The sequence below is a fragment of the Salinivibrio sp. EAGSL genome, assembly GCF_013366455.1.
GTDB classification, from domain to species: Bacteria; Pseudomonadota; Gammaproteobacteria; order Enterobacterales; family Vibrionaceae; genus Salinivibrio; species Salinivibrio costicola.
The window spans coordinates 14,073-27,946 of sequence record NZ_JABWMG010000006.1; the positions used below are offsets into that span (position 1 = coordinate 14,073).

Genomic DNA, 13,874 nt, shown 5'->3' on the forward strand with positions numbered 1-13,874 from the left:
GTCATCACAATCATTGCAAACCATAATTTAACATTATGGTTTAGGTGCCTCATGCTTGCAAACAATGAAGACGTAAGCAAAGAGGAACAAACTATGCAGACCCCTTACCCACGTACATTTTCACACATTGGTATTTCCGTCCCTGACTTAGAAAAAGCCGTTGAGTTTTACACGCAGGTGCTTGGTTGGTATCTCATCATGGTGCCTACTGAGATTGTTGAAGACGACAGTGCAATCGGCGAAATGTGCACCGATGTGTTTGGCCAAGGTTGGGAACGTTTTCGCATTGCCCATTTATCGACAGGTGACCGCGTTGGTGTAGAGCTATTTGAGTTTAAGGATCAGCAAAACCCTGACAACAATTTCGAGTATTGGAAAACGGGCGTATTTCACTTCTGCGTGCAAGATCCAAATGTTGAAGCATTAGCCGAGCGTATTGTTGAAGCTGGCGGTAAGAAACGGATGGAGAAACCACGCTATTACTATCCTGGAGAGAAGCCCTATCGCATGATCTATATGGAAGACCCATTCGGCAATATCTTGGAGATCTACAGCCACAGCTACGAGCTGATCTACAGCGCAGGAGCATATTAACTCTTCCACCTGCGATAACAGCTTTGGTACTTTCAATAAACAGGCTCAACGTGATTGAGCCTGTTTACTGCTTCAATACGACACCGACCAAACCGTCACTATTCGTAACAAAAAAACAAACGTGATAAAGATCACTCAATGAATTAATATCGACCAGGCAAACAGTGTGATATTAGTCACTCTGATTTTTTATTTCACTGTTCTAAAAAATAAAGAGTGATCTATATCACTATAAATTTTATAACGCAAAAACAAAAAATGTGATAATGGTCATTATGATTTTTATTGACAATGTTGTTTTTTCATTTTGTACTAAACTTTCATGTTATTTTTGTGACAGGTGTTGGGGTAAAATATAGTTGCGACGTGAATAGTGAGAGGTGGGTCAACAAATCCCCGTTATCAGTTCTCTCGAAAAAATGTGTGGTAAATTGACTGGGTACTAACTAGCCAGACGGTTTTGGCGAACCGTTCTACCACACACGTTCAATGAGAACATCAAACGGGGTATTGTTATGATATCATCTGACACCAAGATCAAGATACAGAATTTTGGTCGCTTCCTTTCAAATATGGTGATGCCCAATATCGGCGCATTCATCGCGTGGGGGATTATTACCGCACTATTTATTCCGACCGGTTGGGTACCCAATGAGACATTGGCGGCCATGGTCGGCCCCATGATTACCTACCTACTACCACTGCTGATCGGCTACACCGGCGGTAAACTTGTTGGCGGCGAACGCGGCGCTGTTGTCGGCGCGATTACCACCATGGGGGTGATTGTCGGGACTGACATTCCCATGTTTATGGGCGCGATGATAGTTGGTCCATTCGGCGGCTGGGCCATTAAAAAATTCGATGCTTATATCGATGGCAAAGTGAGAAGCGGGTTTGAGATGTTAGTGAATAACTTCTCTGCCGGTATTATCGGTATGCTTTGCGCGATTATCGCTTTCTTCCTCATCGGCCCGTTCGTAAAACTGTTGTCCAATGGTCTGGCTGCGGGCGTTGAATTTTTGGTCTCAGCGCACTTGTTACCGCTGACGTCGGTATTTGTTGAACCCGCTAAGATATTGTTCTTGAATAATGCGATCAACCACGGCATTTTCTCTCCTCTGGGCATTCAACAAGCATCAGAAGCAGGCCAGTCGATTTTCTTCCTCATTGAAGCGAATCCAGGTCCAGGTTTGGGCATCTTGTTAGCGTACATGGTGTTTGGTAAAGGCACAGCACGTCAAACCGCAGGGGGTGCATCGATTATTCACTTCTTCGGTGGTATTCACGAGATCTACTTCCCTTACATTTTAATGAATCCACGTCTTATCCTTGCAGCCATTGCTGGAGGTATGACAGGTGTATTCGTTCTCACTGTGTTTGATGCAGGCATTGTGTCACCGGCATCTCCTGGCTCTATCTTTGCCGTGCTATTAATGACGCAAAAAGGATCGGTTGTTGGTGTCTTAGCGTCAATTATTGCCGCTGCCAGTGTGTCATTTGTGGTTGCCGCTTTGCTGATGAAAACGCAAAAAAGCACAGAGGGCGATGGTGACGAAGCTTCACTCGATGAAGCGACTGCGAAAATGAAAGACATGAAGACAGGCGCGAAAGCAGATACCTCCGCTCCCTCATCCGCGCCCAAAGGCACGGTTAATTTTGCATCCGTTAAGCATATTTTGGTTGCGTGTGATGCGGGTATGGGATCCAGTGCCATGGGTGCCAGCTTGCTGCGCAAAAAAGTGCAAAGCGCCGGTCTAGATATTGGTGTCACGAATATTGCGGTTAATAGTTTGCCTGAGGATGCGCAGATTGTGATCACGCACAAAGACCTAACCGAGCGCGCACGTGCTCACGCCCCATCAGCTCACCATATTTCACTTAATAACTTCCTTGATGGTGAGGTTTACGGCCAGTTGGTCACCCAAATTCTCGCGGCAAAATACCCTGCAGCGAACGATCCGCAAGTGCTTAGGGTTCCTGATACTGCCGCGAATGACGATAGCTTCGAGCCAACGCCAGCGCCCACTTTTCAACTCCAACGTGAAAATATCCATGTTGGCTTAACGGCAACAAACAAAGAGCAGGCGATCCAATTTGCCGGCAATCAACTTGTCAAACTCGGTTACGTTGAACCTAGCTATGTCGACGCCATGTTTGAGCGCGAGGCATTAACTCCAACTTACCTCGGTGAATCTATCGCCGTCCCTCATGGCACCGTCAAAGCGAAAGATGGAGTCAAGAAAACCGGCATCGTGGTATGCCAGTATCCAACGGGTGTGCAGTTCACCGACGATAAAGACGATATCGCCAAATTGGTGATCGGGATTGCCGCCAAAAACGATGAGCATATCCAAGTTATTACCGCTATCACTAATGCGATAGATGAACCTGATGCAATAGATACCCTCACCAGTACCGACAGTATTGACGAGATCCTCAATCTATTAAGTGATGAAAACGTCACTCATATGACGTCGTCCCATTAATCAGTCTGATAAGGAGACCACTGAGGTGGTCCCTTATATCCATCTTTTTTAGTTTGAGGTAAATATTATGAAAAATGCTGTTCATTTTGGTGCCGGCAATATTGGCCGCGGCTTTATCGGAAAATTACTCGCGGATGCCAATGTCGAGGTCACCTTTGCAGATGTTGATGCGCCCCTCATTGATCAACTCAGTCACAAACAAAGCTACAACGTCAAAGTGGTCGGCAATGACTGCCATATCGACACGGTTTCTCATATCACGGCGGTTAATTCGGCAAGTGATGATGTGATCGATAAAATCGTAAAAACGGATTTAGTGACCACGGCAGTGGGTCCCAATGTGCTTGATATTATCGCTAAGACCATAGCCACCGGGATTGAAAAGCGTTTTGAATCGGGCAATTTGGCGCCGCTGAACATTATTGCCTGTGAAAACATGATCCGTGGCACATCACACCTTAAGGGCGAAGTCTATAAGCACCTTGACCCCGCGTTGCATCAAAAAGCAGAGGCACTGATTGGTTTTGTCGATTCAGCGGTCGATCGTATTGTACCGCCCGCGGAAGCGGCGAACGATGATCCCTTAGAGGTTACGGTAGAAAGCTTCAGCGAATGGATTGTTGATGAGCAACAGTTCAAAGGCGAGATCCCTGATATCGCCGGTATGGAGAAAACGCAAAACTTAATGGCGTTTGTCGAACGCAAGCTTTTCACCTTGAATACAGGTCACTGTATCACTGCTTATTTGGGGTGCTTAAGCGGCCACCGTACCATTCGTGAAGCCATTACCGATCCACAGATTCATGCCGTGGTGAAACAGGCCATGCAGGAAAGCGGCGAAGTGCTTATTCAACGCTACGGGTTTAACCGCGCCGCTCACCAAGCGTACATCGAGAAAATTTTGGGGCGTTTCTCAAACCCCTATTTGGTTGATGAGGTCGATCGAGTTGGCCGCCAGCCTATTCGAAAGCTAAGTCAGAACGATAGGCTTATCAAGCCATTACTGGGTACAATAGAATATGGCACGGATAACCGAGCGTTGTTAAAAGGTATTGCCGCAGCATTGAAATATACCAATCACACCGACCCACAAGCTGAAGAACTTCAAGCTTCACTGGCTGAGGTAGGCGTAAGAAAGACACTAGCGATATACACCGGCTTGGCAGAAGAAAGCCCTGAAATTGAGGCAATCAACATCCTGTACCAGCAATTGTAAACCGCGCACTTCACAGGGGGAGTTTAACTCCCCCGTTATAACAATAAGCAGTATTGAGTCTATGGCAGAAAATTTCGACGAAACAGACATCATTGAACGATTAAACCAAGCGACAACCGTGCGTGGCTTTTTTGTTGCCGCGGTCGATACGTTTGAAGCGTCTATTGATGGCTTAATCAAGCGGGTTTTTCGCAAAGATAACTTTGCAGTGGAATCAGTGGTGGGGCCTTTGCTGCATGACACGGGGCCACTGGGTGATCTTTCAGTGCGATTAAAACTCTTGTTTGGTCTAGGCGTGTTATCAGATGACGCTTATCACGATATTGAACAGATTATTAAACTTAAAAACCAGCTAAGTAATGATGCTGACGACTACCACTTCACCGACCCTAACGTACTGGATGCGGTAAAAAAGCTTCGTAAAATTGACAATATGAGTATGATTCAGCGCGATATAGGAGCGCCAGAGGATGATGTGGATATTGAGTTTTATCAGCTACAACTGCAACGCCAGCAGCAGGTCCTCCGCTCGGGGCTTTCTCTTGTTATTGTCGAGATTTGCAACGAATTGAGCAAAGAAAGCCCGTTCTAGTACTAAACCGGCGTATAGGCTAATTGACTACGCGGCCAGCACTAACCATATACCAAGCGCTAGCGCTCCCCCTAAAACCAACGTTTCAAATAAGTAAGCCTTAACCGTGTTATACAATTTCATACCTAACCAATCCTTTTATTGTTCGGGTATTAAACCAAAACCGAGAGCAGACTGTCTATCATTATAGACAAAAAGCCCAGTGTAAGATCACACTAGGCTTGAGAAGGGTTGATTCATGCGTATGAATTAAAAAGCGAGCCTCTTGGCTCGCTTCGTATTCAAAAAAGACGTGACAATCAGGCCATTGCCATGGCTTGCTGGGCAATCACCAGCTCTTCGTTGGTTGGGATCACCAATGCGAGCGGTGAATCTTGTGTTGTGATTTGTCCTGCGGCACCGAACCGAGCTGCGGCGTTGGCGTCGGCATCTGACTGATAACCGAAAATCGCGAGTTCTTTTAGGATCATCTCACGGACTGGCAGTGAGTTTTCGCCAATTCCACCTGTGAAAACAATCGCATCCAGGCGGGATAACGGCACCATGTAACTTGCGATGAATTTCGCAACGCGATAAGCAAACATTTCCAGCGCGAGTTGCGCACCTCTGTGGCCTTCTTCCGCGGCTTCAACCAGCCCACGACAATCATTAGTGAGCTCAGACACACCAAGAAGCCCTGCTTTATCGATCAGCTCATGATGGATTTGATCCATGCTGAGCCCTTTTTTCGATAAAAACTCTAGAATAGATGGGTCGATATCACCACAGCGAGTGCCCATCATCAAACCGGCTAAAGGCGTAAAGCCCATGCTGGTATCGACACTTTGACCGTCTTTGACCGCACACAAAGAGGCACCGTTACCAAGGTGTACGGTGATGACGTTGGTTTGTTCAGGCGCTTGATTAAGCCATTTTGCCGCTTCACGACTTACGTAATAATGGCTGGTGCCATGAAAACCATAGCGACGAATGCCATAATCATTATAGAGCTGACGCGAGATCGCGTAGTGATACGCTTTTTCCGGCATGGTTTGATGGAATGCTGTGTCGAAAACCGCGACTTGAGGAAGGTTAGGGAAAGCTTTACGCGCGGCATTAATACCAACGACATGAGCGGGGTTGTGCAGTGGCGCCAGGGATTTCAAGGCATCGATCTGTGCAAGTACGGCATCATCGATAAGCGTCGCCTGACTGAAGGTTTCGCCACCATGGACCACTCGGTGCCCAACAGCTTGTAATTTATCACTGAGTTGGTTGTTTTCGATAAGGCCCACAATAATGTCCATGGCCTCTTGATGGTGGTCGCTTCCTGCACTCAATGTCTTTTCAGTTTTGTTACCGTCGACTTTCCAGCTCATGCATGCGTCATCACGACCAAAACACTCTCCGGCGCCTGAAATCACAGCATCGCCTGTTTGCGCGTCCATCAGTGCAAACTTTAAAGACGAACTGCCTGAATTTATAACGAGTACCAGTGCATCACTCATAGGTTTACCTTATTGGCAGAATTGGGATCGCGACTTGCGGCCGCCACCCTATTATTAAAATATTTTTGAATAATTCAACTATCGTTATAGTGATAGCATAATTGCCCAACAATTTACTGCGTAAGATCAAGCTAAGTGCGCATCAACTAGGCAAAAACAAGAATGACAAGTAACCGACGACCCCCATGGTGCTCATTACTAGCGACATAATCGTGACGACTTTGCGGTGCGCGCGAAGTGTCTCCATCATACGCAAAAGCAGGTTGGTCCTTGGTGGTATCACTCCAAGGCGGTGCGCATATTCATCCGCTAGCCGCTGATGGCCTTGCTCGCCCAATATATCGAGCAAATGTTGAACATGAGCCACCGAGCAGTGCCGCAGAACACCCATCGATTCCTCGATTGGCATTACGGTGAGTAGCTCGGCTTGCCGAGTTAATTCGTATTGTAAAAAGGCATTACGAGCCGCGACGATCTCGGAGGTTGAGAAAGTTGCAGTGTTATCAAAGGTGTTGTTCATTACCGTCATGGCGAATCTCCCGATTGGCAACAGGTAACGACCATCAACAACGTATAGCGCCTAAAAGGCAGCATTATGCGTTAGAGCGAGAGGAGAAAAATAAAGCAGGTGGGGCCAGCTATCAACAACGGCTGGTAAACTGGCAGAGACAATACCAACAGTCGCTATTTTTCTCCGTTTCGACTCGGAGGATGGTCGGTATTGTTCATAGTTATCTCCAAAAAATGTATTGCTTTGAAAGCGTGATCAATATAACAAAAAAGTTAAGCTCTGTCTGTCAGTTGGGCGTTAATTTTATCGCCGCGTCTGCTCGCTAACCTGACCGGACCCTCTATACAGTTACTTCGCATGCCCCTCACTTTTTTGACGGCACAGTAACAGGCTCGCACCTAATAATTGCGAAAAAGCGACGGTGAGATCCGTTTGCATACGCTGCTCACACTCTTTTTGTAATGCTTTTAGAATTCTAAACGCGGCACCATTGTCCGCTTTGCCACTAATCAGTAGATAGAAACAGAGTTTGAGCGTGGCTTTGAAGTCACCGTTTGCATGCATCGCCTGCATCCAACTGGTCATAAACGCATTAATGGTGCTGGTTGTATCAAGCGGCATGCGCAAGCTGTCGACGATAAACGGCTCCAGCGCGACCATAAAATCTTGTTTTCGAGGAAAATGATGACTAATCCCGGTACGCGATACGCCGGTCGCCTCGCTTAACGTGGTATACGACATTCCCTCATAGCCAAGCATTAATAATTGGTGTTTCGCCTCTGCTAGGATGAGCTCAATGGTCTGTTGCGTTTGCGCTTTACTCCGTTTAGGCATACGTAACCTGTTCTCCCGTCAATCGCCACTGTTGGCACAGTGCTGTAACGCGCGCCCGTTTGGCTCGCACTTGCGTCTGGCTCGCGATAAAGCCTAGCCCTTAGTAAAAATAGTACAGACTCACCAATAAAGCCTGACAGTAAACGTCTTATGTGAATACGGAGGCTGATCAAGCTTTTGCATTGGCTCCTGAAAATGGGGTGAAAAAACTGAAAAATCAGGCAAAAAACACCGCAAATAGTGTCATCAGTCATAATTTAGACAGTCGTTTAAATGATTATCTTGCGTATGGTGGCCGAGGATCCGTAAGTTAACATTATTATAACGTTTTAACGTATCTCCACGTTGCGACAATGAGGAAGTCCAATGTCACATATCAAACCACATGATCAGATCTTACGTTGGGCCGATGAGCGCCCAAACCATGTTTTTCTGCGCCAAATCCACGGACGCCGCTTTCATGATTATACCTTTGCCGAGGTCGCCGAGCAGGCCCAGAAAATGGTAACAGCGCTCCGCGATATGGGGCTTAAGCCGGGTGACAAAATCGCACTGATATCAAAAAACTGTGCTGAGTGGTTTATCGCAGATTTAGCAATGATGATGGGAAGCTACATCAGTGTGCCCATATTTCCTACCGCGGGCACCGACACTATCGATCATGTCATTAACCATAGCGAATCGAAAGCAATGTTTGTGGGTAAATTAGATGACAGTAAAGCGCTAACGGCCTCGTTAGAAAGTCTGCCGAACCTAAAAACAATTGCCCTCCCTTATCCTACCGTAAACTGTCATTACGAATGGCACGATCTGATCGCCAACCACGCACCGTCAGACGAACGTCCTGTTCATCTTGATGGCGATCTCATGTCGCTGGTTTATACATCGGGCACCTCAGGGCCGCCTAAAGGAGCCATGTTAAGCTACGGCGGTTACTGCTGGTCTGCGCAACGGTTGATCGATCATATTGGTATCGAACCTGACGATCGTTTGTTCTCTTACCTACCACTGGCCCATATTACCGAGCGTGTATACATCATGGGGTCAGCCATTATGGGCGGGATCCCGACGGCATTTCCTGAATCACTCGATACTTTCATTGAAGATGTCAAAATGCATCGCCCAACCCTGTTTATTTCGGTCCCAAGGCTTTGGACCCTATTTCAACAACGAATCCAGGAGAAACTGCCGGACGGTAAGTTGAACCTACTGCTCCGTATTCCGTTAGTGAGTACGATCGTCAAAAATAAAGTCGCTAAAAACTTAGGCTTGGATCAAGCACGTGTATTGGGCTGTGGGTCCGCCCCTGTCGCGCCGGCATTGTTGGAGTGGTACCGCAAGATTGGTTTGAATGTCACCGAAGCGTGGGGCATGACCGAAAGTTATGCCTACAGCACCATTAATTATCCTTTCCGGGCCGATAAAATTGGTACCGTTGGCAATGCCGGCCCAGGGGTTGAAATCAAGATCGCAAACGACCAAGAAATCTTAGTAAAAAGCCAAGGACTGTTTAGCGGTTATTACAAAAATGAAGAAGCAACCAAAGAAACCTTGGTCGACGGTTGGTTGCATACTGGTGATTTAGGGGAGCTCGACAGCGATGGCTACCTCAGTATCTCAGGGCGCAAAAATGATACGTTCAAAACCGCCAAAGGTAAATTTGTCGCCCCTGTACCGATTGAAAAGCGCTTATTTGAATTATCAAACGCTGAAATGTTGTGCGTAATTGGCTCAGGCATGCCAGCACCGATTCTACTTGCGCTCCCACACCATTTCCCTCATTTTGATCGCGCTCGTTACGAGCGTCGAGTAAAAAAAGTGGTGGATACTATCAATGGTGAACTTGAGTCACACCAGCAAATTAAAGGTGTGTTGATGATTAAAGAACCATGGAGTATTGAGAACGGTAAACTGACACCGACCTTAAAAATTCGTCGCCATAAGCTGGAGCAGGAATACCACGATCTTGGCACTCACTGGCCAAAAGGCACGCTCGTGCAGTGGGAAGAAGACTTGCTATAGCTTCACCGGCGCCCCGTCAATCTATGCTGGGGCGCCGCAAGACAATACGATTAGCACCACCCCTTTCTTTTTTTCGATGCTATTTTTGATTGGTTCACCGGTAGTTTTTCCATCATTAATACAGAAAAGATATCAAAACCTGACCTATCTCAATGTGCCACAGGCATGTGTTTGCTAAAGATCGTACCACTGGTTTGCAGCCACGTCTTAAACGTGACGTCATTGGCTGCGTTTACGTAGGGGAACACCATGAAAGAGAACCAAACTGACGCTTGCGATGCTTGCGGTGTAAGTGCTGAGATTGGCTACATCATCTCAGAGGGCGATGATGTAGCAGAAGTCACCATTCAAGCCAACAGCCCTGAGGCGATAGCGGCGCGCTTCGAGCAGTATCTTGACCTGGCAAAGAGTATTAATCCTGCTGTGAAGCATGACTTTGATAGTCAGCACATTAAAAACGACGCACTGACGATTAAGATGCAATTTGAATGCAGTGCTGAAAAGCTGATTTTTGAACTGCGTAGCCGCAGTTTGAACAACGCCTAGGCGTTAAGAGAGCTTTAATGGCATGCAGGCGATTACGCAGGCTTGCTTCAAAAACACGAAGCAGGGTGAATATTCACTCACCCTGCTCATTATTTAGCTATGATTCGAGCACCCTGGCTCAGTGAGCGCGCTCGCCGCCGGTTAAAGCCTTAAGCTCTGCCACGCTTCACACATTTCACGGAATGTTGTCGCATCCCCCTCAGGGCGATCCGGATGCCATTTTAGGGCCATCTTCCGCCACTGGCGACGAATTTCATGTTCGCTCGCATTTTCGTCCAAACCTAACACGTTAAGTGCTTTGTTTCGCTCCAGCATCGCAGTCCCTGGCGTATCATTACCGATGTGGCGCTGGTAATGCTTCCAAAAAGAAGACAGCAATTCTTTGACATCATCTTGGCTAGCATCATAGTTGTTCCAGTCCATGTAGTAATCGCGTAATGGATCCTGGTAATCGATTTCTTTGGCCACAAAACCATGACCTCCCACACGCCATTGTAATTGAATATCCATGGATTCAACCTGCAACCATTGCTGGGGCAGCAACATTTCTTGCAGTTGATATAGGGCGTTCATGATCAGGAAATTGCGTTTAAACAGATCAAGATGGGGGTCATCATCGAGTTGGGCCATCATGGTATCTTTTCGCAACTCACCCAGCAGGTGATGCACTTTCCAACTTTGTCGTGTCGACTCTAAAATACTGAGTATCGGCCAAATCAGGGGGTTGTCTATTTCATCCCGTTTTTCAGCAAGCATGACGTTCGTCCTCTGTCACTGGCCAGCTATTTTAAACCGGCACGTCTTAGGTTTGGTCGTAAACCACCTTACTTAAGGTATAAACCAATTCTGAGTGTTTTGTGGTCATAATCGGAAAATTCATTGTTGTTGGTCAGTATGCCGCCATTACAATGACACTTTCCGATTGCCGGTTAAAATCTAAGCATATCTGGTGCCAACTTATTTTTAAAAAATCATAATATTACGTATATTACTGATTAATCTTATAAATAATCTTTAAGGTTACGTCAGTGAATATATTTACTTGAAAGCACCATGTTTTAAGGCACCACGATGAATTAAGCCTGCATTAAGCAACAGTAAACCGTGCTTACTCGCATACTTTGCGCCATTTAATTCGCATTCTGTTGAGAACTCCATTAATCTTGATATAAACATAAAAATTTAATTATTTGATTAATGGCATAAGCTTATGGCATCAACGAGTTCACAATGTGAGGTATGTAAAAGTGCGCAGCCACTTTCCTTTGCCTTTACCATGGCTTTTCAACCGATCATCCAACTTTCAACGGCAACCGTGTTTGCTTATGAGGCATTGGCGCGTGGTATTGATGGCAGTGGAGCAGGCAGTGTGTTTAAGCATGTCAACGCAGATAATCAGTATAAATTTGATCAAACCTGCCGAATCAAGGCTGTCAAATTAGCGGCAGAGCTTGCAATCCCTTGTTATCTCAGCATTAACTTTATGCCTAATGCCGTTTACGAACCTGAGCGTTGTATTCAAACAACGCTGAAAGCGGCACGCGATAACCAGTTTCCGCTCGATAAAATCCTCTTCGAGTTTACTGAGGGCGAAGAAGTGCTTGATTACGAACACATTCAACGCATCATTCACCATTATCGCTCTCAAGGCTTTCTGACCGCGATTGATGATTTTGGCTCGGGCTATTCAGGGCTAACAGCTCTCGCCAATATCGACACGCATATCATCAAATTAGATATGGCCTTGGTGCGCGATATTGATACGGACACCACGAAACAGGCCATTGTTCGCCATAGTATTGCCATGTGCCGCGAACTTGGCCGTCAAATTATTGCCGAGGGCGTAGAAACGGAAGCCGAGCTTGCTTGTTTAGCCGAACTGGGTATCGATTTATTCCAAGGCTACTACATTGCTAAGCCAGGTTTTGAATCATTACCTGCAATTAATCAATCACCTGGTTTAGAGGCCTTCCATCGTCAATAACTCGACGATGGAAGGCCGCTTAGATAGGTAGCGACTGGATAGGCATATTTTAACTGCCTCACAAATACAACTGATAACCTTTCTCATTTATTAGCCTTGCGATACAATACCGCATGATTTTTGTGAGTATAAAGGGCGTTGTATGCATAAGGGACAAAAAGGATTGATGACGCAGGGTTGGTCTCGTCGTCGTTTTTTACAATCGACAGTAGCGATGGCTGCTATCTCAACTCTCCCCGCCTGCTCGCTGAGATCTGCCTCCCGACAAACCGGGCAGTGGGAATATCACCTAAGCGCTGAACCAGGCCTCGCGTCACTCGTGCCCGGTCATCAAACCGATGTATTGGCGTTTAACGGTAAGATTCCAGCGCCTACTATTCGTTGTCGGCAAGGCGAGCCAGTGACCATTCACTTCACGAATCATTTACACGAGCCGACGACAATTCATTGGCACGGACTGCGTATACCCATAGAAATGGATGGTGTCCCCTTCTTATCTCAAGCACCAATCCAACCGGGCGAAACCTTTACCTATCGCTTTACCCCCCCTGATGCCGGCACCTTTTGGTACCATCCGCACATGAACTCTGTGGTACAGCTGGGGAAGGGACTGGTCGGAGCCATCGTGGTCGAGGAAGCCACGCCGGTTGTGTTTGATGAAGAGCACACACTGACACTCAAACACTGGCACCTTGATCGTCAAGGCAACTGGAAAGATCTCGCTATCCCTCGCTACAGCGCACGCATGGGCACTCCCGGCGAGTGGGGCACCGTCAACGGCGTTCACCACCCTGAATACACACTGCAAGAAAATGCCACCACACGGTTACGTTTGGCAAACGTGGATAATACGCTCACCTATCCGATTCAAGTGCGCGGCGCAGAGGCTTGGATCATCGCCATTGATGGCAACCCCATCGCAACGCCTCAACGGTTAGAGGAGCATAAAATCGCCCCGGGGATGCGACTAGATATCGGCCTGATTGCACCGAAAGCGGGTAGAAAGATCGAAGTCATGTACATGAAAGGACGTTTTCCATTCTTGTTGACAAGCTTTACCACAACACCGTCAACCTTAACAGACAAGCCCCTGCCCGCTCTGCCACTCAACCCCGTTGCAAAACCAGATTTAGTGAATGCCGAAACCCGTCATTTTGTGTTTGAGTGGGCCGGCGCCATTACCCCTGCGGATAAACAAGGAAAAGGAAATCACGACTTTTGGCTGATGAATAAACGTGCCTGGGAGGGGATGAGCAAAGGAAATATTCCTGAGCCAATCGCAAAACTGGAACGAGGGAAGACCTATATTTTCGATTTAAAGAATGTGACCCAGTATCATCATCCGATTCATTTGCACGGCCACACCTTCACGGTGCTGGAAATAGATGGCAAGCCTGTGACGCCGTTCCATACTGATACCGTACTATTAGGTAAAAATGGCCACGCCAAGGCTGCCTTTGTGGCGGATAACCCAGGTCGTTGGATGTATCACTGCCATGTGATTGAGCATATGAAAACTGGCCTGATGGGTTTTGTGGACGTGGTGTAGCAATACGCAAAACACACTAACAATAAAACGGCGAGCCGATACGCTCGCCGTTG

At 46.9% G+C, this 13,874-nt stretch carries 12 protein-coding genes; 8 read left to right on the forward strand and 4 right to left on the reverse strand.

From position 1 onward, the window contains the following. Positions 1–93: 93 nt before the first annotated feature. The 4 genes from HLG76_RS04900 to HLG76_RS04915 all read left to right on the forward strand — a co-directional run bounded on the left by HLG76_RS04900 (position 94) and on the right by HLG76_RS04915 (position 4,888). A complete protein-coding gene (locus HLG76_RS04900) occupies positions 94–594 on the forward strand; it encodes a lactoylglutathione lyase family protein (protein WP_077460926.1) in 501 nt (166 codons plus the stop codon). Between the two features lie 515 nt (positions 595–1,109). Further along, on the forward strand, positions 1,110–3,080 hold the full coding sequence (locus HLG76_RS04905) for a PTS mannitol transporter subunit IICBA (protein ID WP_175993198.1): 1,971 nt from the start codon (positions 1,110–1,112) through the stop codon (positions 3,078–3,080). 67 nt (positions 3,081–3,147) lie between these two features. Further along, on the forward strand, positions 3,148–4,296 hold the full coding sequence (locus tag HLG76_RS04910) for a mannitol-1-phosphate 5-dehydrogenase (protein ID WP_077774034.1): 1,149 nt from the start codon (positions 3,148–3,150) through the stop codon (positions 4,294–4,296). 61 nt (positions 4,297–4,357) lie between these two features. Further along, complete coding sequence (locus HLG76_RS04915) at positions 4,358–4,888, forward strand: MltR family transcriptional regulator (protein WP_077460924.1); 531 nt, start codon at positions 4,358–4,360, stop codon at positions 4,886–4,888. A gap of 299 nt (positions 4,889–5,187) precedes the next feature. Here the strand turns inward: HLG76_RS04915 and HLG76_RS04920 are convergent, their stop codons facing one another. The 3 genes from HLG76_RS04920 to HLG76_RS04930 all read right to left on the reverse strand — a co-directional run bounded on the left by HLG76_RS04920 (position 5,188) and on the right by HLG76_RS04930 (position 7,720). Further along, positions 5,188–6,375 carry an acetate kinase gene (locus tag HLG76_RS04920; RefSeq protein ID WP_077460923.1) on the reverse strand — a complete coding sequence of 396 codons (1,188 nt, stop codon included), beginning with the start codon at positions 6,373–6,375 and terminating at the stop codon, positions 5,188–5,190. A 142-nt stretch (positions 6,376–6,517) separates the two neighbouring features. Continuing rightward, positions 6,518–6,904: a hypothetical protein gene (locus HLG76_RS04925; protein ID WP_175993199.1), complete on the reverse strand. Its 387-nt coding sequence runs from the start codon at positions 6,902–6,904 to the stop codon at positions 6,518–6,520. A 330-nt stretch (positions 6,905–7,234) separates the two neighbouring features. After that, positions 7,235–7,720, reverse strand: coding sequence for a TetR/AcrR family transcriptional regulator (locus tag HLG76_RS04930; protein ID WP_021024431.1), 486 nt, complete (start codon positions 7,718–7,720; stop codon positions 7,235–7,237). 366 nt (positions 7,721–8,086) lie between these two features. On the opposite strand from HLG76_RS04930, the gene HLG76_RS04935 reads away from it, so the two are divergent. Together HLG76_RS04935 and HLG76_RS04940 are read left to right on the forward strand one after the other, a co-directional pair. Then, the gene (locus HLG76_RS04935; RefSeq protein ID WP_175993200.1) at positions 8,087–9,742 is read left to right on the forward strand and encodes an AMP-binding protein; all 1,656 of its coding nucleotides are present in this window, start codon (positions 8,087–8,089) and stop codon (positions 9,740–9,742) included. A 249-nt stretch (positions 9,743–9,991) separates the two neighbouring features. Next, a complete protein-coding gene (locus HLG76_RS04940; protein WP_021024429.1) occupies positions 9,992–10,288 on the forward strand; it encodes a DUF406 family protein in 297 nt (98 codons plus the stop codon). A 141-nt stretch (positions 10,289–10,429) separates the two neighbouring features. Here HLG76_RS04940 and HLG76_RS04945 read toward each other — a convergent pair whose 3' ends face one another. After that, entirely contained in the window at positions 10,430–11,044 is a 615-nt protein-coding gene (locus HLG76_RS04945; RefSeq protein ID WP_077460921.1) for a DNA-J related domain-containing protein, read from the reverse strand. A 454-nt stretch (positions 11,045–11,498) separates the two neighbouring features. Here HLG76_RS04945 and HLG76_RS04950 point away from each other — a divergent pair, with 454 nt between their 5' ends. Together HLG76_RS04950 and HLG76_RS04955 are read left to right on the forward strand one after the other, a co-directional pair. Next, positions 11,499–12,272, forward strand: coding sequence for an EAL domain-containing protein (locus tag HLG76_RS04950; protein WP_175993201.1), 774 nt, complete (start codon positions 11,499–11,501; stop codon positions 12,270–12,272). A gap of 166 nt (positions 12,273–12,438) precedes the next feature. Next, positions 12,439–13,821: a multicopper oxidase family protein gene (locus tag HLG76_RS04955; protein ID WP_077460981.1), complete on the forward strand. Its 1,383-nt coding sequence runs from the start codon at positions 12,439–12,441 to the stop codon at positions 13,819–13,821. Positions 13,822–13,874: the final 53 nt, after the last annotated feature.